This window comes from Archangium violaceum Cb vi76, from assembly GCF_000733295.1.
Classification (GTDB): domain Bacteria; phylum Myxococcota; class Myxococcia; order Myxococcales; family Myxococcaceae; genus Archangium; species Archangium violaceum.
The window spans coordinates 14,278-38,295 of sequence record NZ_JPMI01000048.1; the positions used below are offsets into that span (position 1 = coordinate 14,278).

A 24,018-nucleotide genomic window follows, 5' to 3' on the forward strand; every position below is an offset into this window, starting at 1 on the left:
GCGCAGTGTACACCGGGTGCTCGTCTCCCGGGCACGGCCCCTGCCCACCCAGCCCGGAGCCTCCGCACACTGCGTGCGTGGACGCCAATACCCCCGTGAGCGGCTCTCCCTATTTGAGGTAGCGGAAGCTTCCATCGAAGCCTTCGGGTTGGCTCCAATCGAACAAGCAGGCATCACTTGCCGGACCCCAGGGGTTGGCGTCCAAAAGCCAGACCCGCGCAGGCGCTCCATCACCCGCGCCGGTGTCACACCACACGTCGAAGACCGCGCTGCCAACATGACTGGCTCGCGCCACCCCAACGAAGAAGTCCTGAAGGGTCCGCCCGAGTTCCTCCGCCCTGGGCGCGAGCGAGTATTCGGGCGTGTCACCCCGGTGGGCGAGCTGGGAGATCCCCACCAACCGGCGATTGCGCATGAAGCAGCGAAACTCCTGCCACGGGGGGATTCGCACCCAGTGCCGCACGAAGAGATGGACGGGATGGCCCAACTCCAGGAAGCGCGACAGGTGCGCCCGCGTACGAGGAGAGGTCTGGAGGAACTTCAACGCCATCATCGGAGTCCGGGCACACCCGCCCTGCTCACGGAAAAGCGCCGAGTCCTTCGGGCTTCCCGAGCCGAGACGCACGAACACGCCCTGCTCGACACCCTCCAACGCCTTCTGGAGTCTCGCGGCGAGCGAATGCAGGCCCTCCGGGTCCGAGGCGACGAGCCGCTCCCGCCAGAGAGGTGGAGTCACCGAGAGCGCTCTCGCCTCAGCGGGCGTCAGGGGAAGATGAACGTGGGAAACGGCCAGCGCCCTCAGTTCCTCGGCCCAGCACTCCAGGAACGTGGGCCGGATCCGCTCGAAATACGCGCGTGACCAGGACACAGGGCTCATCGTCGTCCGCGAGGACTCAGTCGATGGTCTTGAATCGGATCTTCGAAATGAACTCGGAGAAGGTCGGCGCGATGTACCCGAGGTTATGGAAGGGCTCCTTCTCCAGTTGGCCGGCGTCGAACCAATCGCGGGCCCAGAACCAGACGGAACCCGGCTGTTTTCCGCTCACGTCGAGCAGGAACAGGCTGCCTCCCGGGTCGGAGCCCATGGGAATGAACCCGCGTGCGATGCGTGGCTCCTCCTGGACGAATTCCCGATAGGCGCCCGACAACGTCAGGCTTTCACTCCGTTCCTCTTCGTAGATGCCCGCCCAGTCCTCGGCGTTGAACAGGTAGTCCACAATCACTTCATCCAGAGCGCCCTGGGGCGGACGGCCCTGCCAATCCACCGCGACCACTGGGTACTCGTCCGGGTTGGATGCTGTCGGGGGGACGGGCCTTCCACCATTCACGTCCACCAGGAAGTGGTGATGATCGCCGGGCAGGCGGCTCCCGCAGAGCTGCTCGAACTGCTGGATTCGCGATGGCTGGCCGGGCCGCGTGGCCACGGACTCGAACTTCATCTTCTCCCAGGGCTTCATTCAGAACTCCGGAGACTTGGCGATGCTCGCACCGCCAGAGTGAGCAGCGCCGCTGCCACCTCTCGTGATGGACTTGTCATGGACATCCTTGCGGACCAACACCATCGAGGTCCCATTTTCACTGTGGTGCCACAGATAACCCGGGGGACGTTTCCAGTCCTTGCCATGTAGATCTCGCATGGCCTTGTCCGCCTGGGAGAAGTCTTTCGAGGTTTTCCCCCCCATGTCCATTTCGATCTCGACCTTGCCCTTGACGATGGGCGAGCCGGCCGGACCCGTGGCCTTGGTGAAGTCCGGATAGCCCTTCTTGTACTCGACCGTGTACTTGCCGTCCTCCGAGGTCCAGGTGCCATGCCCCTTGGAGTTCGGTGGCTTCCATGAGCCCGTCGTCGGCAGCTGGACATCATCGCCCCACTTGCCCTTCGCGGCACATTCCTCGACGGAGCCCACCGATTTGCGCTTGGCTTCCCGCACACGCCGGGCGGCCTCGCGGCGTCGCGCCAGCTTGTCACTGAGCTGGTCCAGCCGCTTCGTCACCTTGGCGGTGGCGTCAGCCAGTTCCTTGAGCCGCTTGAGCGCACGCGCCCCCTTTGCTGTCTTGCCCACGGCATCGCCCAGGTAGGGGATCAGGGAGATGGCGGAGAGCCCCGCGCCGATGAAGTCTCCTTCCGCCAGGCCCATGATGGTGCCAATGCCGTCGGAAATCGGGGTGGGATCGACGATTCCCGCGGCATCAACCGCCGCCTTGGCAGTCTCCCATTCCTTGCTCTTGACCAGGGATTGGAGCTGCTGTTGCGCCTTGGCGATTTCGGAATCGTATTGTTTGTTGACCTGATTGAGTTCCGTGGCCATGGATTCGTTTCGCCGGTGTCACTTCTTGTTGGCCTTGACCCGCTGTTCGATTTCCACAGCCGCCTCGTAGAGCTCATGCAGCGTTGGGGACCGCAGGGGCTGTCCAGGAGGAGTCTGCTGCGCGATGCGCGAGAGCACGACCACTTCAGCCCATTCCTCCAAGGACGGGAGGCCCACTTCCGACACGTCCTTGGGCGGTGTTTCGAACCAGGCCCCCGCATCGAGAAAGCCGGGCTGATCGGCTTCCTCCCAGGCCGCATCGAAAGCCGGGGTGAAGAGCCGCTCCCAACGCTCTTCCACCGGCAGGCGGGTGTCGTCCAGCATTCGCCGGATGTCCTTCTGCTGATCGAAGTTGGGCGCGACCTCGAACATGATCAGGATGAATTCACTGACCTGGCGATCCGAGCGCAGCCCGTTGACGCGCGCCCGCTTGACTCCAGCACGGATGGAGTCGCGCAGCATGTCGTCAGTGGAGCGCAAGGTGGGATGCTGTTCGCGCACGCGCTCCAGGACGCGCTCGACGAACTACTCCGGATCGCGCTGCAACCACTCATCCAATTGTGCGCGGGTGAATTTCATCGGTCTGTGAATATAACTACTACGCGGATTGCCAAAGTGGCGAAATGGACGTGTGTTCGCCGTGGCCGCGCACGCCATGCCTACTTCGCGAAGACGAGCGCACGCGCGGCCTGAGCCCCGCTTCCCTGGTGATATACCCGGGGCGCTCATGGCATCTCCCGCCCTCCGGCCGCTGAACCGCTTCGCCGCGCCTGGACTGCTGCTGCTCGCGTCCCTCGCCCTCTACGGTGGGGGGCTCCTGCCCGGCCGCGCGTTCTTCTACCGCGACGTGATGCACTACTACTGGCCCACCCAGGCCACGCGCTTCGCGCTCGGGGGGCTGCCGCACTGGAATCCCTTCCACCAGGGAGGGCTGCCCTTCCTCGCGGACATCCACGCCGGCGTCTTCTACCCGCCCAACCTCCTCTTCGCCGTCTTCTCCTTCCCCACCGCCTACGCGCTCCTCCTCGTCCTCCACCACTTCCTGGGCCAGCTCGGGCTCTTCGTCTTCCTGCGGCGCAAGGGTTTCGAGGAACCGGCCGCCCTCACCGGCACGCTCGCCCTCGGGCTCACCGGCTACATGGCGGGACTGGGCAACTTCGGACCGCTCGTCTCGGGTTGGACCTGGACTCCCTGGCTGCTCGTCGTCCTCCAGGCCCAGTTCCTCCCCCTGCGCAGGCTGGCCATCCTCTCCCTCCTCATCGCCGCGCAGCTCGTGTCGGGAGATCCCCAATCCGCGCTCTACTCGGCGCTCGTCGCCGCGACGTACGTGACGTGGTTCCCCGGCCGCAAGGAGCGGCTGGTGGCGCTCGCGGGTGCCGGCGCGCTCGGGCTGCTGCTCGCCGGTGTGCAGGTGTTCCCCGCCCTCGAGCTGCTGGCGGAATCCACCCGCGGCGGCTCCGAGGTCGGCTACCTCGCGAGCTGGAACCTGCACCCGGTGCGGATGCTCGAGTTCCTCTTCCCCTACCCCTTCGGCGAGTACCTGGGCGTGCCCCAGTTCTGGGCCTGGTTCATGGTGAAGGGGCCCGGCTCGATTCCCTTCGCCCTCAGCATCTACCTCGGAGCCACGGTGCTCGTGCTCGCCGTACTGGGCGCGAGGAAGGACCGGCTCACCGGCTTCGCGCTCAGCCTGTGCGCGCTGGGCCTGCTGCTGGCCCTGGGTGAACGCTCCCCGGTGTCCTTCCTGCTCGAGCAGCCCCCCTTCCGATTCTTCCGCTACCCGGAGAAGTACGTCGTCCTGGTGGTGCTCGGATGCGCGGTGCTCGCCGCGTCCGGCGCGAGGGCACTCGTCACCGGCCCCTCTCGCCGGCGGTTGATTCCCCTGGGCATGGCCGCCGGCCTCATGGTGGTGGCCCTCCTGTTCACCGGGGCCGCGACGGACACGGCCCGGGAGCTCTTCGCCTCCATCCTCCAGGCGGCCAGCACCCGCGCCGAGCCGAGCGGCCCCCTGGAGAACGCGGCGAGCTCGGTGGGCACCGCGCTGTGCTTCACGGCCCTGATGCTGGGGCTCGCGGCGATGGCGCTCCGGAAGCCTGGCAGCCGCGCCGTGGCCATGGGCGCGCTCGCGCTGGTGGCGGTGGATCTGCTCTGGACGGCGCGCAAGACGGTGTGGCTCGGGCCGGCCTCCCTCTACCAGGAGCCAGCGCTCGCGGCGCGGCTCCGGGAGCTCGCGGGCTCACCGCCGACGCGGGTGTTCCGCATGGACAGGGCACTCAAGGCCTCGGCGCCCCCGAGCCGTGACCTCGAGGGGCTCATCCACCTGCGCGAGTGGGAGCACCAGACGCTCAAGAGCAACCTCTCCGGCGTCTTCGGGCTCGAGGAGGTCACCAGCTACAGCGCGGTGAATCTGCGACGCTGGGCGGGACTGATGGGGGTGTTCGCGAGGCGGCCGCAGGTGGTGGCGGAGCTCTACGCGGGCTGTCTGCTGCTGACATCGGCCCAGGCGGCGCAGTCCCTGGGCCCGCGAGAGCAGGTCCTGCTGACCGAGCCCTCCCTGGGGCTCGCGGTGACGAAGCGCTCCGAGTGCCCCCAGCGCCTGCGGACGGTGACGCGGACCACCGCGGTGGCCAGCCTGGAGGACGCCCTCGCGCGTCTGGGCTCCGGGAAGGTCGACACGCGCCAGGAGGCGCTCGTGGAAGGAGGCACGTCGAGCACCTACGGGCCCGCCGAGGTGGGAAACGTGGAGCTCGGTCCCCGGAGCGCCCGGGCGCGGGTGGTGGCCCCGGCGGGAGGCACCTTCGTCGTCTTCGCGGCCAACGCCTACCCGGGCTGGACGGCGACGGTGGATGGCAACGAGGTGCCCGTGCGCGCCGTCAACGCCGGACTCATGGGCCTCGAGGTGCCGGAAGGCTCACACCAGGTGGAGTTCTCCTTCACGGATCCGGGCTTCTCCTCGGGGCTCCAGGCGACACTCGCGGGCGTGCTGGTGCTCGTGCTCCTGGCGCTCGTCTCGAGACGCGGCCAGTGAGCCCTCGGCCCGACGGGGGGCTCAGAAAGTGCCGATGCTGAAGTGGAACTGCATGAGCGGCTCGTTGAGCGTCTCATCCGGGTCCAGGTTGACGCCCACGTCGAAGGACAGCGGGCCCACCGGCGTCTGGTAGCGGGCCCCCACGCCCGTCGAGTAGCGCAAGGCGGAGAACCGGTACTTCTTCAGGTCTTCCCAGAGGTTGCCCGCTTCCACGAAGAGGCCCACGTCGAAGGAGGAGCCCACGGGAATGCGCAGCTCGCCCTTGGCGAGGGTGAACACCTGCCCGCCTTCGCTGGTGGGCGGCTGGCCGGCGAGGATGGTCAGCAATTCCGTGGAGCAACCCGCCGGGTGCACCAGCGAGCGGCAGTCGGCCAGCTGCCGCCGCAGCTCCGTGCGCCGGTCCTCGCCGAGGATGCCATCCTCGCGGAAGCCCCGCAGACTGGAGGAGCCACCCAGGTAGAAGCGCTTGGAGCCGATGACCCAGGAGTCCTCCACCAGGGGAACGATGGTGCCCCCGCGCAGGGACAGGGCGAACACCGCCCGGGACGGCAGGGGCACGTAGCCGCTCACGTTCCCCGTCAGCTTCACGCCGTTGATGGGCTGAGGATCCGTGGCCTCGCCGCTGGCGTTCGTCGGCAGCGAGCGGATGTCCCGCATCACCTCGGCGCTGGTGGACACCACCAGGCCCCTGCGCGGATTGGCCGGATCATCCCGCAGGTCCACCGCGCCGGAGGCGCGCAGCGAGTTCAGGATGAAGAAGCCGGTGGGGAAGCGCAGGCGCTCCTGGTCCGCGCGGCTCGGCGCGGTGAGCTGCCGTTCTCCGCGCTCCAGCAGGTTGCCTTCCAGCTCGTACTGCAACCCGAAGCTCAGCCAGCGCGTCGCCGACCAGTCCAGGCCCGCCACGGCGGCGGCTCGGGTGGACAGGTACGAGGGCCGGTACACACGCTCGCCGATGAGATCGAAGCGGGCGCCCACCTCCAGGGGCTGCAGGCCGTAGAGCCGGGGCTGGGCGGCGGACAACACGACGCGTCCACCGAAGTCAGTCACCCAGGCATAGGGCTCGGGCGCCTTGCACTCCTCGGGCACCGCCGTGCAGCGGGCGCGGGCGATGGCGGCCTTCTCCCAGCCCTGCGCGCTCCACCCGATGTAGTTGAGCTTCAACCGGCCCGACAGGTTGAGCCCGCGCCCATCCACGTTGGAGCGCGACACGTCCAGTCCCAGACGAGGGCCTTCCGCCAGGAAGTAGCCACCGGCGACCTCGCCCTCCCAGCGCGGACGCTCGCGCACCTCCACCACCACGTCCTTGCTGGCCTCGGGCACGTCCGGCTTCTCCAGCCGCACCGTGGCCTGCCGGAAGATGTTGAGGAGCGTGAGCCGGCGCTGGCTCTCGAAGAGCTTGTCCGGGCTGAGCACCTCGTCCTCCTTGAGGCGCACGGTGGCGCGCACCACCTCCTCGTTGGTGCGGGACGTCCCGCGCACGAGGAGGCGGCCCACCGTCACCTGGGGACCCGGCTCCAGGCGGTAGAGGAGGCTCACCCCCTTGGCCGCGAGGTTCGGCGCCGTCTCCGCGCGGGCGAAGAGGTAGCCCCTGCGCCCCAACTCGGTGACGAGCGCCTGCTGCCCGCGCTCCACCGCGTCGTTGCTCATGGGCTCGCCCACCTTGATGGGCACCAGGCTCCGGCCGTCGAAGCCCTGGGGCCCGCCCTCGATGCGGATGTCGGCCACGCGCACCTGCGGGCCCTCGAACACGTCGAACCAGCCCACCGCCGTGCGCCGGCCCACCTCCACGCGCATGCGGGTGAAGCGCACCCGGGCCTCCAGGAAGCCTCGCTCGCGGTAGGCCTCCGTCATCACCTCCGCCGCGTTCCGCCACGCCTCCTCGACGAAGACGGTGGCCGGATCGTACACCCACTCGGGAGGCCCCATGCGGCGCTTGCCCGGGCCCATCTCCACCGCGTCCGACAGCAGCGGCTGGGAGGTGGGCTGGGGCTCGTTGGAGCGCACGTGCTCGGTGAGCATCTCGCGCAGCTCCTCGTTGGGGATGACCTTGTTGCCCCGGAAGATGACGCGCCGCACGCGCAGCGGATGGCCCTCCTCGATGTCGAAGGCGAGCACCGCCGCCTCGCCATCCGGGCGGTGCACCTCGCGCGTCTCCACGTGCACGTCGTTGAAGCCGCGGTATTGGTAGAAGGACTCCAGCCGCCGCGCCAGCCGGGCCACCGTCTGGGCGTCCAGCGGCTCCGTGCCGTCATAGGAGAGCATCCGCGCCAGCACGGCGTCCGGGAAGCGGTGGTTGCCGTGGAAGTGGAAGGTGAAGCGCGGCCCGGCGGAGATGGGCACCACCACCGTCGCCGCGTCGTCCGACTTCCGCTGCCTGGGCTGGCCCACCGTGGCGCGCCAGTAGCCGCGCGAGCGTAGCAGGGTCCGCAGCCGCTCCAGTCCGGACTCCAGGCCACCGCGGTCCAACACGCCGCCCACGCGCAGGCCCAGCGTGGCGAGCAGCTCGGGCAACGGCAGGCCGGGGCTGCCCGTCACCGAGACGGCCGCCACCCGCGTGGGGCTGCCCTCGAAGACGGTGAAGGCGAGCGCCACGCCTCCGGCCACGGACTCGCGCGTGAGCTGGATGCGCGCGTCGTTGTAGCCCTGGCGCTCGTACGCGCGCTTCAGGCCATTCAAGGCCGTCCTCAGCACGTCCTCGTCGAGCAGCTTGTCCTGCTCGAGGCCTTCCGCCTTCAGCGCCGTCAGGAGCGCCGCGTCGGAGAGGACGACGTTGCCCTCCACGTCGATGCGGCGGATGCGCGCCATGGAGGAGAGCTCGAAGACCACGCGCACGCCCTCGGGCACGTCCTCCGTGCGCACGACGATGTCGGAGAAGCGCCCGCTGGCCCACAGCCGCTCCACCGAGCGGCGCACCGCGCGAGCCGACAGCACCTGGCCCTTGCGCACCGCCACCAGCTCCACCAGCCCCGCCGGCTCCTCCTCCGCGGGCAGGTGCAGCTCCACCGCCACCACCGTGGGACCGGCCGGAATCACCGGCTCCGGACGCACGGGGAGCGGCGCCGTCTCGGTGGCCTGCGCCCCGGCGGCCTTCGCTGGCTCCACTGCCTTCACCGGCTGCGCCATCGCGCCGCCGGCCAGCAGCAGGCAGAGCACGAGCGTTACTGGGCCTCCCAGCTCAACTTGAGCTCGATCCCAGGGTTGCCGAAGGCGGTCTCGCTGTTCTCGTTGTCCCACTGGCCCCGGAGGGAGAAGCGATTGTCGAAAAGGTACTCGGCGCGAGCGCGAGTTCCACGCCCACTGACGGGCTGCGTCAAGCCAATCTTAAGCTGCTCCGTGAGGAACTTCGACTCCAAGCGGGCGGTTGGCTCGGCCTGCTGGGTGGCGTCGTTGTAGGTGGTGGAGATCTGCAGGGACAGGCCCCGGAGGACGGGGTTGCTGGGCAGGAAGCGTTGCACCTGCCGGTCCAGGCCGGAGATGTTGAAGAAGGCCTCGGCGGCCAGACCCGCGCTGGCCGAGGCGGCCGTCTCCTTGTCGGTGCTGGTGAGACCCAGCGTGAGGAGCGACAGCACATCGCCTTCGGTGAGGGCCGGCTCCGAGGTGAGGAGCAGTTGAGGAGCGGCCGGGCGGCCGAAGGCATGGAGCTTCACCTGGTACTCGCGCACCTGGGCCTGGGCGCGCAGGTCGAACAAGGGATCGATGCCGTAGCGATCCTGGAATTCGAGCTGCCCGCGGTCGATGTTGAACTGGTTGTTGCGGAAGAAGGCCTGGCTGCCCTCGGAGGTCTCCACCGTGCCGAGGATGCCGGGGCGGGCGTTGGTGCCGGTGAGCTTGAGCGAGCCGAGCAGCCGCGCGCGGGCGAGGTTGTTGTCCACCCACACGTCGGTGAGGAGCAGGCCCACGTCGAAGGTGAGGTACTCGCGGGGCTTCTCCGTGGGGGTGGCGGCGAGCACGCTGCGCCGGGAGAGCCGCTTGAGGATGTCATCCAGCTCCAGGCCGCGGCGGTAGCGCAGGTTGCGGATGTCCATGACGCCGCCCAGGCGCATCGCGTCCGGGTTGCCGGTGAGCCACAGCCGGCCGCTGGTGGTGAAGGGCAGGTCCTCGTGGAAGCGCGTGGCCACGTCGGTGAGGGCCACGTTCATCATCAACTCCGAGGGGCGGAAGTCGACGAGGGTGACCTCGCCGTTGCCCAGCATGCGGCCCTCGTTGAGGAAGCCCTCCAGGGACTCCAGGAGGATGCGCTGCCCGGTGAAGGCCACGCGGCCCTTCACGTCCCGCACCGCCAGCGGCTGGTCGCGCAGGGCCAGCTTGGCGTCGGAGATGAGGGCCGAGCCCGCCACCTTGGGTGCGCGCGGATTGCCATTGGCCACGGCGCTGAGCTCCACGCGGCCCGCGGTGCGCACCAGCATGGGCGAGACGGACTCGAGCAGGCCCAGGTTCATGGAGCCGCGCAGGAGGAGGTCCATCTGCTCGGGGCTGATCCACCCCGCCGCGGACAGCTCGGTGTCCGGCCCGCGGAAGGTGAAGGAGGGCACGTCGAGCCGCCCGTTGGCATAGCGCAGGGAGATGGGGCCCTCGTTGGCACCGGAGAAGGCGCCGCGGGCCAGGGTGAGCCGCTCCACGGTGGCGTCCATCTGGATGGCCTGGGCGTTCTTCATCGTGCCCTGGGCCCGCACCACGCCCTTGATGGAGCCGGACAGGCCCTGGGTGAAGGCGTTGGCGGGCAGCAGCGGACGGATTTCGGGCAGCTCCAGCGTCACCGCCGCCTCGAAGGGATAGGGCTCCTTCACGCGCATCCACAGGATGCCGGAGGTGTCGCGCGAGGGACGGCCGGCGAGCTGCAGCTCCCGCCCTTCCATGCGGGCCTCGAAGCCCATGTTGCCCAGGTTGCGGCCGCCGAAGATGACCTGCGGGCCGGACACGTGGGCCGTCGTCACCGGCACGTCCGTGTTGCCGGAGACGGTGCCTTCCAGGGCCAGCGTGGCGCGCAGGCCCATGCGCTCGGCGGTCTCCTGTCCGGCGAGCTCCGCCAGGGACAGGTTGTCGCCGCCGAAGCGGTAGTCCAGCACGCCCTTGTTGGGCCCGGAGAAGAAGAAGCTCCCATCCACCCAGGTACGGCCCAGCCGGCCCTCCAACACCGTGCGCTCGAGCACCATGGCCTCGCCATTGTCGAAGCGCAGCCGGGCCGAGCCATGGCCCATGTGCCGCCCGTAGTAGGTGGTGTCCTTGAAGTCGAGGGCCACCAGTCCGGAGAACTGATCCATCGGGCTGTCGATCTCCACCCGGCCCGAGACCTCGCCCTGCATGGGCCCCTGCATGACGGAGATGGTGGAGTGCAGCGGGGCGATGATGTCGATCAAGTCCTCGGTGCGGCCGCGAGGCACCTGCACCTCGGCCCGCGTGTGCAGCGAGCGCCCGAAGGTGAGCTCCGCCTTGCCGAAGTACTGGGTGCGCCCCTTCTGGCCGGAGATGGTGGGAAAGCCCATCACCTTGTCCGCGTAGGTGATCTTCCCCTGCACCACGCCCAGGTCGAAGTCCCAGAACATGAAGTCGCGCAGGGACAGGGTCGCGCCGATCTTCACTTGCGAGTACGGGCCCTCGACGGTGGTGCTCACCGAGCCATGTCCCGCCCACGGCAGTTGGGCGATGTGGCCGAAGTCGGAGAGGTCCGCGTCGCCGTGCGCTTTGACGAGCAGGCCCTTCTGCGTGTCGAAGAAGAGCGTCACGTCGCCGCCGATGCGCGAGCGGCCCGAGTTGATCTCGATGCCGGAGAAGGTGACGCGGTCCGGCAGGAGCGACACCTGCGAGCGCACGTGGCCGCCCGCGTAGGTGAGCAGGGTGCGTCCGGAGTCCACGGGCGCATCGAAGGCACGCGAGGCGAGGATGAAGCGGCCGTGGCGCAGATCCAGGTCGCCGGACAGGTTGGGTCTGGGCAGCAGCGTGCCGGACAGGTGGGCTTTGGCGTTGGCCGGGAAGTCCACCCAGGAGCCCGTCAGGCCGGCCTTCTCGAGGATGCGGCCGAACTGCGCCTCATGCGTCTCCAGGTCCACCTCGACGGGAAACCCCGGACGGAGCGCGACCGTCCCGGTGATGCGGGCGTTGCCTCCCGGACCGATGGGGACGAGCAACTCCTCCACGGTGACCAGCTCACCGGCGTACGCCAGGCGCGCGGTGAACGAGCCCGGGGTGTACTGCGCATAGGAGATGCCGCTGCCCGACAGCTCCACGGACACGCTGGGCGCCGCCGGGCGGCCATTGGCCGTGATGCGCGTCCAGAGATGACCCTGTGCGGGCTTGGGCAGCAGCCCCGCCCGGGACAGCGTGCGCAGCGGCAGGAACACCTGGGCATCCAGCGCGAGCACGGGCTCGCACAGCTGCTCCACGCGGCCGGAGATGTTCACCGTCATGTCGTCCAGCGACGCCTCGGCGCGGTCCAGCTCCAGCAGCTCCTCGTCCACGTCCAGCGCGCCCGAGAGCGCCAGCCGTCCGAGGGTGAGCTCCTGTCCCGGAGCCAGATGGACCAGGCCGCGCCGGGCCTCCACCTCGAACTCCTCCTCGCCCCAGCGCTCGCGCAGGCTGACGTCCAGCTCGGACAGCTCCACGTGCCGGCCGCCGGGCAGCGTCAGCCGCACCTCCGCGCTGGTGATGGCCGCGCGCCCCAGCCGCAAGTGCCGCAGCGGCTTGAGCGGGCATACGCCGGGCTCACCCGGCGGCGGCCTGGGACGGGACAGGTCCAGCGACACGCGCGGCCGGTGCACCTTCACCAGATCGATGGCGAGCTGACCGGAGAACGGATTGGGCAGGCCGAGCTGCACCTCGGCGGAGTCCGCGGCGAACAGCGGCGTGTCCGCGCCCTTCTCGAAGACGGACAGCCCGCGGAGGATGAGGCGCTGGCCGAGCGGATCCACCTCGCACTGGCCGATGCCCACTTCCATCCCCAGCAGCGTGGGCAACTGGCGCCGGGCCTGCGTGCACAACTGGTCCCACGCGGTGCGCGTACGGAGAAGCAGCACCGTCCCCAGCACGAGCGTGAGGACGATGAGCCACAGCGGCGGCCTGCGCGCGCCCTGCTGCCTGTTCCGGGGAGCCAAAACAGCTACAGCTTACCCAACCCCTCGAGGTAACGGTCGATCTCCGCGAGATCGATCTTCGAGGTGCCGCCTGCCCGACTGCTCGCTCCAACGGCGGCGGCGGGCTTCTGTTGCCCTTCCGGCAGAGCCGAGCCCTGGAGTCCCAGGTTGTCGGCGATCCGGTGGATGAGCTTGTCGGTGATGGTCTGCTCGCGGGCCAGGAAGGCCTCGAAGAGCGCGTTGTCACAGATGCTGTTGATGACGCGCGGGGTGCCGCCCGAGCGCTGGTGCACGGCGACCAGGGCCTCGTTGGTGAACGGCATGCGCGGGCAGCTGGCGAGCCGGAGGCGGTGCTTGATGTAGGCCTCGGTGGACTCGGAGGTGAAGGGCTCCAGCTTGTAGCGGAGCGACACGCGCTGGGCGAGCGGCGGGTCCAGCTTGAGGTTCTTCTCGATCTCCGGGAGTCCGAAGAAGACGAAGGAGATGAGCTTGCGCTCGGGGACCTCGAGGTTGAGCAACCCCCGGAATTCCTCCATGAGCTCGCGCGTCTCCAGCATCTGGGCCTCGTCGATGAGGACGACGGCCTTCTTGCCGGACTCGTAGATTTGGAGCAGGCGCTGGTAGAGCTGGGACAGGAGGGCCAGCTTCTCCTGGGCGGGGTTCTCCACGCCCAGCTGCAGGGCGATGCGGCGCAGCAGCCAGTTGGCGGTGATGCCCGAGTGGATGATGACGAGCAGCGCGGCCTCGTACTCGGACTCGGGGAGCGAGTCGAGCATGCGGCGCGCCAGCGTCGTCTTTCCGGCCCCGATGTCGCCGATGAGGATCGACAGACCCTTCATGTAGCTGACCGAGTGCATGAGCCGGGTCAGCGCCTGGGAGTGCTGGGCCGAGTTGTAATAGAAGCGGCTCACCGGAGCGTTGGAGAAGGGCTCCTGGTTGAGCTCGAAATAGTCGAGGTAGGTGGACATGGGCTCGGCGAACCTCGGACAGCGCTAGACGTAGCCTACCTTACGCGGCCTGGCGGCTCCGGCGGCCGCGGGCATGGCACCCGGGGGAGGAGCGTTGGGTGCCTTCCCACCGCTGGGAGGCAGTGGATCCGGCACGGGAGACGTGAGGGCGGCCAGCCGCTGCACATGGCCGGAGGCCTCCCGGAAGTTCGGGTCGAGCGCGGCCACGCGCTGGTAGTGGTAGAGGGCCTTGCCCTGCTCGTTGATGGCCTCGTAGGCCAGACCCAGCTCGAAGCCGATGGCCTTGGCGACCTCGCCGGTGGCGTGCTCGCTGGCGAGCGCCTGTTTGAAGGTGCCCACCGCCGCTCCGGCATCGCCCCTCTGGGCCTGCAGCAGGCCGATCATCGTGAGGCAATCCACCTCACGCTTCTTGCCCACGCAGCCCTCGCGGGCCACGGCGAACTCGTTGAGGGCGTCGTCGATGAGGCCCATCTCGCGGTAGGCGATGCCCAGGTCGTAGTGGGTGTCCACGTCCTCGGGCTTGACCACCTTGGCGAGGCCCTTCTTGAACTCGGCGAAGACCTCCTCCACCGAGTACTGGAAGTCCTCCTCGACGGCGGGCGCCGCGGGCTGATCTCCACCCAGGTCCCCGAACTCGCCGGCCAGCTCCGCCGCCAGGTCGAACGCGTCGCGCTCGGCGGGGGACTCGCCCAGGGCGGGCACGGCGGGCACGGCGATGGACTCGGTGCTCTCCTCGGGCTCCTCGGCGGCCGGAGTCCCACCGGACTCGAGCGCCTCGAGCCGGGCCATGAGCTCTTCCGCGCGCGCGTGGCCCGGGAAGGCGATCTGCACCGTCTCGAGGATCTCCCGAGCCTCCTCGAAGAGGCCCTGATCCAGGAAGAAGCTGGCCTCGTCGCACTCCTCGGCGGCGGGCTCCTCGGCGGGCTCCTCGACCTGGGCGACGACGGGCTGCGGCTTGGGCGCGGGCTGGGCCTTGGCGGGCGCGGCGGCGGGAGCCGGAGCCTTCGCGGCGGGCTGGGGCTGCGCCTTGGCGGGCGGAGCGGCGACCGGAGCTGGAGCCTTGGCGGGCGCGGGCTGCGCCTTGACGGGCGGAGCGGCGGCCGGGGCCTTGGGCGCGGCGACCGGAGCCTTGGGCGCGGCCACCACGGGCGCGGGGACGGGCTCGAGCTCGGGCTCCTCGAACTCGTAGGAGCCGACGAGCGCCGGCGTGTCCACCGGAGTGCCCTCGTCCTCGAGCGCCAGCGCGGGAGAGCCAGAGGAGGTCGGCTCGTCCAGCTCCGTCGGCAGCATGGCCACGCGCGTGGGCTCTGCCTCGGAGAAGCCGTCGTCCTCGAAGGAGTCCTGGAGCAGGTGGGCCGAGGGCGCGGCCACCTGCGTGGGCTGCGGCTCCTCGTCGCCGAGCGACAGGGGCTCATCACCCTCCGCCACCAGCGGCTCGTCCTCGAAGGCGGCGGGGGCGACCAGGGCGTCGTCCTCCTCACCGGCCGGCTCCATGAAGACGGTCGTCGCCTCCTCGGGCTCGTCGCCGGCGCCGAAGAGGGGCTCATCGCCCGACACCACCGCGCCGGGCTCGTCCGCGAGCACCATGCCCTCGTCGGAGTCCGCCGGAATGCCGAACTCGCCGGAGAGGATCTGCCCCTCCTCCTCGTCCGCGCTGCTCGCGGAGACCAGGGCCAGCTCGTCGCCCGGCGGGTGCTCCAGGGCATCCGGGGGCGCATCGGCGACGACGATCTCCTCGTCGCTGGAGTCCACGAGGATGGCGTCCTCGCCCACGGACTCCACCTGCGCGGCCTCGACGGGCGCCGTCTCATCCGACTGCAGCACGGACAGGAAGGCGGGCACCTCGGGGTGGCCGGGGTTCTGCTCGAGGATGATGGCCAGGTACGGCTGGGCGCGCTGCACGTCCGCGCGGCGCGTACACAGGCGCAGCACGTTCAGCAGCTGCTCACCGGCCTGGGCCGTGTTGCCGGAGGCGACGTAGATGTGGAAGGCCTTCTCGTGCGCGTCGAGGTTCTCCGGGTCCACCGCGAAGATCTTCCGCAGGTGCTCGAGCGCTTTGTCGTGCAGGCCGTATTTGACGTAGACCTCTGTCTCCGTCAGCAGCTTGGAGAACTGCTCCTTGCCGGTCGGGGCCGGAGCGGCGGGCGCGGGAGCCGGAGCCGCCTGGGCAGCAGGCGCGGGGGCCGGAGCGGGCGCGGGCGCCGCCTGGGGCGCGGGCGCCGCCGCCACCGGAGCCTTGGCGGCGGGAGCCGGCTGGGGAGCTGGGGCGGGCGCGGGAGCAGCCGCGGCGGGCGCGGGCGCTGGGGCCGGAGCGGCGCTGGCGCTCTCCGCCTTGTACGCCTCGTAGTCCGGATCAGCCGGATCCAGCTCGGCGACCTGGTTCCAGATGTTGCGGGCGTCCTGGTGGCGGCCGCGCTCCTGGTAGACCTTGGCGAGCTCCTTGTAGACGGAGATCGTCTTGGCCGTCTGGCCGAGCCCGTGGAAGGCCTGGGCCAGCATGTTGAGCGTCTCGACGTCGCGTCCGTCCGCCTTGAAGCACACCTGGAGCCGGGCCAGGGCGCGCTTCTGGTCTCCGCGCGACAGGTACTGCTGGGCCAGGTCCTTGGCCAGCGCCACGTTGTCCGGATCCAGGGTGGACAGGCGCTCCGCGACGCGGAACCAGTCATCCATCCGGTTGTTGCGCTTGAGGTACTCGGCGGCCTTCTTGAACTCCTGGGTGGCCTCGCGCGGCATGTTCTCGCGCGCGTACAGCTCGGCCAGCTTGATCTTCGACGCCACGTTCTCGGGGTCGAGATCCACCATCTTCTTGAGCGTATCCAGGGAGTTCTTGACGTCGCCGGCCTTGTCGTAGTGGTTGGCGACGATCTGGAAATACGCCATGGCCTCGGACATCAGTCCGAGCTGCTGATGGAGCTCCGCCAGCTTGAGATTGACGTCCAGCAGGTTGGGGTTGAGCTTGAGGACCTGCTTGTAGAGGGCAACGGCCTTGAGGAAGAAGCCGTCGGTGGAGTAGCCCTCGGCGACCTTGGTGAAGTAGTGGGCCGCCTGAACGTTGTCGTTCTTCTTCTGGTACAGCTCCCCCATCTTCTGGAGGACGCGGCCATCCTTGGGGTCTACTTCCAGGACCTTCTGGTACTCCTTGATGGCCTTGTCGTAGGCGCCCTTCGCGACGAGCTTGGCGGCGGCTTCGATGATCTTGTTCTTGTCCATCGAGCGTTGGGCTTCCTGCCGAGCGAAACCCGAGGAAAATCCGGGGTTTCTGCTTCCTTCAAGGAGACAGCGAGGGAGTCCCGAGGCTAACGGAATCCTCCCTCGCGGGTCAAGGAATCCACCCACCCCAACCCCCAGGAGGATCAGGGGGTTGCGCGATGAGCAGGCGAGCAGGCCCGCCTACGGGGTCTCCTCGATGGCCTTCTTCAGACGGTGGGTGCCCGTCTCGGACGCCAGCAGCCGCTCCACGAAGCGCGTGTCGTAGTTGCCCTCGACGAAGGCGTCCTCCGCCATGGCCGCCCGGTGGAACGGGATGTTGGTGCGGATGCCCTGCACCACGTACTCGCCCAGCGCCCGCTGCATGCGGCGGATCGCCGTGGGCCGGTCCTCCGCGTACACGATCAGCTTGGCCAGCAGGCTGTCGTAGTACGGCAGCACCGTGTAGTTCTCGTACGCACTGGAGTCCACACGCACGCCATAACCACCGGGCACGCTGTAGGCGGTGATCTTCCCCGGCCAGGGCGCGAAGGTGACGGGGTCCTCGGCGTTGACGCGGCACTCGATGGCATGGCCGCGCATCTGGATGTCCTCCTGCTTGCGCTGGAGGGGCTCACCCGAGGAGAGCTTGATCTGCTCGCGCACCAGGTCGATGCCGGTGACGAGCTCGGTCACCGGGTGCTCCACCTGGATACGGGTGTTCATCTCCATGAAGTAGAAGCGGCCGTTCTCGTCGAGCAGGTACTCGATGGTGCCCACGTTGTTGTAGCCGAGCTTCTCCATGGCGCGGATGGAGACCTCGCCCATCTGCTGGCGGAGCTCGGGGGTGAGGGCCGGAGAGGGGCTCTCTTCAATCAGCTTCTGGTGGCGGCGCTGCACCGAGCACTCGCGCTCACCCAGGTGGATGATGCGCCCGTGCTCGTCGGCCACGACCTGGATTTCGATGTGGCGCGGCTTCTCCACGTACCGCTCGATGTAGAGGTCGCCGTTGCCGAAGGACGCCACGGCCTCGGCCGCCGCGGTGGCGAAGGCCTGGGCCAGCGCGTGCGGCTCGCGGACGATCTTCATGCCCTTGCCGCCACCGCCGGCCGCCGCCTTGAGGATGACCGGGAAACCGATCTCCCTGGCGAAGGCCTCGGCCTCCTTGGGGTCCTTCACCGTGCCGATGCTGCCGGGCAGCAGGGGCAGGCCGGCCTCGCGCGCGGCGTTGCGGGCGCGGACCTTGTTGCCCATCAGCGAGATCATCTCCGGCCGGGGGCCGATGAAATGAATCTTGCAGTCCCGGCACACCTTGGCGAACTCGGAGTTCTCCGAGAGGAAGCCGTAGCCGGGGTGGATGGCGTCCGCCCGGGTGATTTCCGCCGCGGAGAGCAGCTGCGGGATGTTGAGGTAGCTCTCCTTGGACGGCGGCGGACCGATGCACACCGACTCATCGGCGAACCGCACGTGCAGGGCGTTGGCGTCGGCCGTGGAGTGCACCGCCACGGTGGCGATGCCCAGCTCACGGCAGGCACGGATGACCCGCAGGGCAATCTCCCCGCGGTTGGCGATCAGCACCTTCTTGAACACGATGTCGTGCCTCCGCGGGGCGCTCGGCGCCCGCTATGTCAGACCGGCTCGATGCGGAACAGCGCCTGGCCGAACTCGACCGGCTGCCCGTTCTCCACGAGGATCTCCGCCACGCGCCCCACCACGTCGGCTTCGATCTCGTTCATCAGCTTCATGGCCTCGATGATGCAGAGCACCTGGCCCTTCTTCACCACCGAGCCCACCTCGACGAAAGCGGGCTGATCCGGGGCGGGCGTCCGGTAGAACGTCCCCACGAACGGGCTGGTGACGGAGTGACCGGGCTTCTCGGCCGCGGGAGCCGCGGCGGCCGGAGCCGCGGCGGCCACGGGGGCCGGAGCGTGGTGCAGTGGGGGGAGCGGCGGCCATCACCGGCGCGGCGGCCATCACCGGCGCGGGGCTGACCGAGGGCGTCACCGGAGCCGCGTGCACGATGGTGGGAGCCGGCACGGGGCCACGGCGGATGAACAGCCGCTCCTCACCGCGCTGCCAGACGAGCCGCGTCACCTCGGAGGCCTCGAGGATCTCCACGATCTGCCGGAGGGCCTCCACGTCCAGGGACGTGGTGTTGCCCTCGATACGGGCGCTGCCGGACTGCACGGTGGCCGCGGGCTCCGTTCGCACTGCCTTGCGCTTGGTTGCCAATTCCGTCCCCTCCCTGAACCGCAGTGGGCCCTTAGCCCGCGGTGGCCACGCGCGTGAGGTACTTGCCGTCACGCGTATCGATCTTGAGGATGTCACCCTCGTTGATGAAGAGCGGCACGTTGACGGTGTAGCCCGTCTCCATCGTGGCCGGCTTCAGCGCGCCGGACACGGTATCGCCGCGCACGCCCGGATCGCACTTGGTGACCTTCAGGTCCACCGAGTTCGGCAGGGTCACGCCAATGGCCTTGCCGTTGTAGAACAGGATGGACGCGTTGATGTTCTCCTTCAGGAAGTTCTTGGACTCCCCGAGGACTTCCGCGCTGATGAAGGTCTGCTCGTAGTTGCGGGTGTCCATGAAGTAGAAGTCGCCGCCCTGCTCGTACAGGAACTGCATGTCCTTCTCTTCGATGTCGGGCTTGGCCACCTTCTCGCCGGACTTGAGGGTCGGCTGGAGCACGCGCCCGGTCAGCAGGCTGCGGATGGACGTGCGCACGAAGGCCGAGCCCTTGCCCGGCTTGACGTGCTGGAACTCGACGATCTCGAACGGTTCACCGTCGATTTCGATCTTCATGCCCTTGCGGAACTCGGACGTATCGATGACACCAGCCATGGACAGGCTCCTTCGGACAGCTTGAAAAGTCCGGGGTGTCTAGCCGAGGCGCCGCGCCTTGCAAAGGGGAAAGGCGCGGCGCGCTGCGCCGTCCGCTCGGCGGCCTACAACTCGGCGCGAATCTTGGGGGCGATCACCCGGAGGACGTACCTGCCCTTCCCGTAGTTACCGTCCGCCCGGAGCGCCAGGACCAGGAAGTATTCCGGGGTAATGAGGCGCATCAGCGTGAGCACCCGCTCACTGTTGACGCTGACCTCCTGGACCTCCCCCGTCTTGAGGGTCTCTGCGGCCTGGCGGAGCTGACCGAGCAGGTTGGCGTACTCCACCCAGGCCCCGTTCAGCTCCAGCTCGGCCGCGTCTTCCCTCTGATGGGTGTCCACGGAGATGCCGTCGAACCCCATCACACTGCAGGCCAGGGCCCCGTCTACCTGGTTGACCACCGACTCGAGGTGCGTGCGGAAGGACATGGCGTCTGGCTTGTAGGAGGCGAGGGGGAACGGGTCAAGCGCTAGGTGGGATCGACGCAGGCGTCATCGTCACCGCCGACGGCGACATCCTGCCCCACCACGCACGCGCCGGCGGGAATCTGATCATCCGCGCAATCGTAGGTGGCCCCGCTGCTGTACACCCTGATCGGGAAGGTGAACTTGTTGCTCTCCACTACCTGACCACCGCTCATCCGGCCCCGGGCCTTGATGGTGGAGAACACGACCCCATCCTTGCCCTCGAGTGCCGCAGACCCCTTGGGGCCGAACGCATTCATGAAGACGTAGCTCTGGTCGGGGTCGGTCCCAGGACGCAGGACGCGGTAGACGGCCGTGCTCTCTTCCTGGGTGTCGATCAGGTTCGCGGCCGCGCCACCACCGCTCGGCACGTATTCGTAGGAATAGACGAACTCGTTCACCGTGATGTCGCTGAGCCCCGGGCCCGAGAACGGCTCCTGGTTGATGACGATGGGCTGGGTGGAGTTGTTCGTCTCGACACTCATGGCCAGCAGGTAATTCCGACTACCACTCAGATCGAGGAGGCCCGAGCCGATCACCAACTCATCGGAGGGCACACACGCGTCATCTTCGACTGACAGCGCGCGGGCATCGAGGAACCTGAAGGGCGCATCGCCCTGGTTGGCCACACAGGCCGCCTGCCCCAGTGCCAGCGCCGCAATCGTCATCAATCGCTTCATGGACATCGACTCCTTGGACCGTAGAGGAGGGACCGGCTACAGGGACTGGGCAATCGTCTGCCGGTTGAGGATGCGCGGCGTGATGAAGATGAGCAGTTCCTGACGGTCGTCACGCTCGCGGAAGTTCTTGAACAGCAACCCCAGCACCGGAATCTTGGACAGGAAGGGCACCGAGTTGCTCTGGGTGCTGCCACGGCGCACGTAGATGCCGCCGATGACGGTGGTGTCGCCGTCCTTCACCAGCACCTGGGTGTTGGCCTCCTTGCGCTGGATGGCGGGCTGGCCGTTGGCACCCGTCTGCGAGGGATCCGGCTGGTTGTTGGCCGCGTTGATGGTCAGCATGATGCTGCCATCCTGGGTGACGTGGGGCGTCACCTCGAGCGACAGACGCGCTTCGACGAAGGTGGTGTTGGCACCGGACGCGGACACCTGGCTGAACGGGATGGACACACCCTGGCTGATGCGGGCGGTGTTGTTGTCCAGCGTCGTCACCTTGGGGGCGGAGATGGTCTTCACGATACCCTCGTTCTCCGCCGCCGACAGGCGCAGGTTGAGGGTGAGCGCACCACCGGCCGAGCCGAAGACGAAGCCGAGCGCACCACCGGAGCCCAGGCCAGCGCCCACCGGCAGGTTGACGGCGAAGTTGGGGATGTCGGAGACGCCCGGCGACGTGCCTTCGATACCACCCGTCACCACCGCGGTGTTCGGGAAGATGAGGCCGGTGGGATTGCCCGTGGAGGGCGCGGCCGAGGCCTGACCACCCCACTGCACACCGAGTTCGCGGCTGAACGAGGTGTTGGCCTCGACGATGCGGCTCTCGATGAGCACCTGCGGCGTCTGCGTATCCAGGTTGCGCACCAGCGCTCGCGCCTTCTCCACGTTGGCGCGCACATCCTTGACGATGAGCACGTTGGTGCGCGCGTCCACCGTCACCGTGCCGCGCTCGCTCAGCACATCCTTGACCCGGCTCGACATGTCGCCGGCCGACGCGTAGTTCACCGGGATGAGGTTCACCAGCAGCTCCTCCTGGGCCACGAGCGACTTCTTGCGCTCCTGGCGCAGCCGGGCCTCCTCCTCCAACGTCTTGAGCGGAGCCACGCGCACGATGTTGCCGATCTCCTCCTTGCCCAGCGACTTGGTGCGCAGGATGAGATCCAGCGCCTGATCCCAGGGCACGTTGCGCAGGCGGATGGTCACCTTGCCGGACACGTCATCGGCCACGACGATGTTCTTCTTGGAGATCTCCGCGATGACGCGCAGCAGGTTCTGGATGTCGATGTCCTTGAACTCGAAGGACACCTTCTTGCCGCGGTAGCGGGCCTGCTGAGGCGCGCCCTCGGAGGCATAGGTGGGCGCCTCGGCGGTGAAGCCGGCGGTGCGCTGGGTGACGGTCACCTGCTCCGTCTTCACGCCCTTGACGCTCAGCCTCCAGGACAGGCCACCGCCCACCTGGCTCACGTTCTCCTCGATGGCGCCGTCCGCGGCCACCACCACGCGCACCCGGTTGCCCTCGCCGGGCACCGCGAAGGCGCTGATCATCTTCACCGGCGTCTCCAGCGCGCTGGTGTCCAGGCTACGCTCCAGCCGCCGCGGCAGCCGGGCGTTCTCGATGGACAGCACGGCGCTGCGCGGATCCGGCCGCTCCACCTTCCAGGCCACCGCGCCCGACAGCTTCAGGTTCACCCGGCCACCGGACTCGTTCTCGTCGAAGGTCAGATCCTTCACCTCCACGGTGGCCAGCTGGGCGTCCACCGGCTTGACGCGCACGGGCTCGTTCTCCGCCACGACCTTCTCGGGCGTGTCGACGGTCGCGGAAGGCTTGCGGGCCACCTTGCCACCGAGCACCACCTCCAGGCCGCGGCCGGTGCGCTCCACCTCGTAGCCGGGCATCTGCCCGCGCACGTCGAGCACCAGCCGGACCTTGTCCGAGTGGGCGCCCACGCGCACGTCCTTCAGCACGCCCGAGCGGATGCGCGGGGCACGCGCCGACAGGCCCACGCCGTACACGTCCACCGCGAGCCGGGGAGGATCCGCCAGCTCCAGCACCTCGTAGCGGGCGACCTCGCCGTCCGCGCGGATGCTCAGGGTGTCACGGGCGAAGGACAGGGCGGTGATGCGGCGGGCCGGGTGGGCCACCTCGCGCTCGTCCGCCTCGGCCGCCACCACGTTCTCGGGCAGCGCGGCGGACTTCTTCTCCTGCGGCTCGGCCGCGGCCGGCCGCGGCGCGGGGGCCACCACCGGAGCGGGCGGGGCGCTGGCGACGACGGCGGGCTTCGGCTCGGGCGCGGCCGGCGTCACCGGCTCCGCCTTCGCCTCGGCGACCTTCGTGTCGGCCACCGCTCCGTCCACGGAGATGATGACCTTGTTGCCGTCCGCGCGCACGTCGTACTGCGCGGCCTGGTGCAGGGCCACCAGCACCCGGCCCACGCTCGCGCGCTCGTCCGAGAACTGGGAGGCCACCACTCCGGCCACCGGTCCCTGTCCGTTGTGGTGTCCCTTGATGCCCGTGGCGTCCGCCGACGAGAGGTCCACCACCAGCCGCTCCGGACCACTCAGCCGGAAGACGGTGAAGGTAGGAGCCCGCGTGCCGGCCACCACCACCTGGGCGCCCGAACCCGTCTGCACGACCTTCAGGTCGCGCAACGTATTGAGCTCGGCGGCCTCGGCCCCGACACTTACGATGGCAACCGCCAGGGCGGCCACCACGCTCATCAACTTGCCCCTCGTCACAGCGCTCTCCTCGAGCATGCTTCCCCTCAACAAGTTGCAATGGGCCATGGGCGCCAGGGACTCCCCGGCTCCCATGTCACCGGGCCACTACGGCTCCCAGTTCTTGCCCGTCATCAGGTCGTAGGCGGGGTCCACCCGGCCATCCTGCTGCTTCAGCTCCAGCTTCACCGGGTTGTAGACCACCCGGTCCGCCGTGGTGGTCGTCTCCGTGACGATGACCTCCTCGCGGAGGATCTGCGTCACCTTGCCACCCTGACGGCCCATCCGGGTGTTGCGGCGCACGATGTGGCCGCGGCCCATGGGATCTTCCACCATGGCCATCGGGTTGGCATCACCGGTGATCACCGCCACCAGCTTGAGCTGATCGATGTCCCACTGGCACAGCGGCTCGGTGCAGGCCGTCACCTGGGCACCGGGCTGCGGATTCTCGCGCACCATGTCCTCGATGGGACTGCGGAACGGATCCCGCCGGCCCATGGGATTGTAGCTGTAGACGTAGCCGGGAGCGGTCACCACCGTGGTCGCCACCGGGGCTTTCTCCTTTGGCGCCTCGGCCTTGGGCTTGGCCGCGGCCGCCGCAGCCGGCGCCGCCGCCTCCTCGCCACAACCGGCGAGCGCGAGGGCCAATGCCCCCGAAATCAACATGGAGTGGAACGTCTTCATCCGCGGGTCCCCTTGTCGCCCCATTTCCAGGACCGATCAAGTTTC

15 protein-coding genes and 1 pseudogene are annotated in these 24,018 nt (G+C 68.8%); 1 reads left to right on the plus strand and 15 read right to left on the minus strand.

The genetic code is table 11. From position 1 onward, the window contains the following. Window positions 1-109: 109 nt before the first annotated feature. The 4 genes from Q664_RS08360 to Q664_RS08375 are packed head-to-tail and all read right to left on the minus strand — an operon-like array spanning window position 110 to window position 2,810. Window positions 110-877: a cell division cycle protein 123 family protein gene (locus tag Q664_RS08360; protein ID WP_043391930.1), complete on the minus strand. Its 768-nt coding sequence runs from the start codon at window positions 875-877 to the stop codon at window positions 110-112. A 16-nt stretch (window positions 878-893) separates the two neighbouring features. Continuing rightward, a complete protein-coding gene (locus Q664_RS08365; protein ID WP_043391932.1) occupies window positions 894-1,457 on the minus strand; it encodes an SMI1/KNR4 family protein in 564 nt (187 codons plus the stop codon). Continuing rightward, window positions 1,458-2,309, minus strand: a complete 852-nt coding sequence (locus tag Q664_RS51765; RefSeq protein WP_052517842.1) for an HNH endonuclease — start codon at window positions 2,307-2,309, stop codon at window positions 1,458-1,460. A gap of 18 nt (window positions 2,310-2,327) precedes the next feature. After that, a complete protein-coding gene (locus tag Q664_RS08375; RefSeq protein ID WP_043391934.1) occupies window positions 2,328-2,810 on the minus strand; it encodes a hypothetical protein in 483 nt (160 codons plus the stop codon). Between the two features lie 226 nt (window positions 2,811-3,036). On the opposite strand from Q664_RS08375, the gene Q664_RS08380 reads away from it, so the two are divergent. Next, complete coding sequence (locus tag Q664_RS08380) at window positions 3,037-5,334, plus strand: YfhO family protein (protein ID WP_043391937.1); 2,298 nt, start codon at window positions 3,037-3,039, stop codon at window positions 5,332-5,334. A 21-nt stretch (window positions 5,335-5,355) separates the two neighbouring features. Here the strand turns inward: Q664_RS08380 and Q664_RS08385 are convergent, their stop codons facing one another. The 11 genes and pseudogenes from Q664_RS08385 to Q664_RS08435 form a co-directional block, all read right to left on the minus strand. After that, window positions 5,356-8,487 carry a POTRA domain-containing protein gene (locus Q664_RS08385; RefSeq protein ID WP_235216609.1) on the minus strand — a complete coding sequence of 1,044 codons (3,132 nt, stop codon included), beginning with the start codon at window positions 8,485-8,487 and terminating at the stop codon, window positions 5,356-5,358. A 5-nt stretch (window positions 8,488-8,492) separates the two neighbouring features. Then, window positions 8,493-12,422, minus strand: a complete 3,930-nt coding sequence (locus Q664_RS08390; protein ID WP_043391939.1) for a translocation/assembly module TamB domain-containing protein — start codon at window positions 12,420-12,422, stop codon at window positions 8,493-8,495. Between the two features lie 5 nt (window positions 12,423-12,427). After that, window positions 12,428-13,369 (minus strand): ExeA family protein, encoded by a 942-nt coding sequence (locus Q664_RS08395; protein WP_043391941.1) that lies wholly within the window; start codon window positions 13,367-13,369, stop codon window positions 12,428-12,430. 24 nt (window positions 13,370-13,393) lie between these two features. Then, on the minus strand, window positions 13,394-16,579 hold the full coding sequence (locus Q664_RS08400) for a tetratricopeptide repeat protein (RefSeq protein WP_043391944.1): 3,186 nt from the start codon (window positions 16,577-16,579) through the stop codon (window positions 13,394-13,396). A 180-nt stretch (window positions 16,580-16,759) separates the two neighbouring features. Then, on the minus strand, window positions 16,760-18,145 hold the full coding sequence (gene accC, locus Q664_RS08405) for an acetyl-CoA carboxylase biotin carboxylase subunit (protein ID WP_043391946.1): 1,386 nt from the start codon (window positions 18,143-18,145) through the stop codon (window positions 16,760-16,762). Window positions 18,146-18,183: 38 nt separating this feature from the next. Beyond that, window positions 18,184-18,787: pseudogene (gene accB / locus Q664_RS08410) on the minus strand (acetyl-CoA carboxylase biotin carboxyl carrier protein). Between the two features lie 31 nt (window positions 18,788-18,818). Further along, a complete protein-coding gene (efp, locus tag Q664_RS08415; protein WP_043391947.1) occupies window positions 18,819-19,397 on the minus strand; it encodes an elongation factor P in 579 nt (192 codons plus the stop codon). A gap of 104 nt (window positions 19,398-19,501) precedes the next feature. Continuing rightward, window positions 19,502-19,864, minus strand: a complete 363-nt coding sequence (locus Q664_RS08420; RefSeq protein WP_043391949.1) for a roadblock/LC7 domain-containing protein — start codon at window positions 19,862-19,864, stop codon at window positions 19,502-19,504. Between the two features lie 41 nt (window positions 19,865-19,905). Further along, window positions 19,906-20,580: a hypothetical protein gene (locus Q664_RS08425; RefSeq protein WP_152621989.1), complete on the minus strand. Its 675-nt coding sequence runs from the start codon at window positions 20,578-20,580 to the stop codon at window positions 19,906-19,908. Between the two features lie 36 nt (window positions 20,581-20,616). After that, complete coding sequence (locus Q664_RS08430; protein ID WP_043391953.1) at window positions 20,617-23,328, minus strand: type IV pilus secretin PilQ; 2,712 nt, start codon at window positions 23,326-23,328, stop codon at window positions 20,617-20,619. 69 nt (window positions 23,329-23,397) lie between these two features. After that, window positions 23,398-23,973 carry a pilus assembly protein PilP gene (locus tag Q664_RS08435; protein ID WP_052517843.1) on the minus strand — a complete coding sequence of 192 codons (576 nt, stop codon included), beginning with the start codon at window positions 23,971-23,973 and terminating at the stop codon, window positions 23,398-23,400. Window positions 23,974-24,018 lie beyond the last annotated feature (45 nt).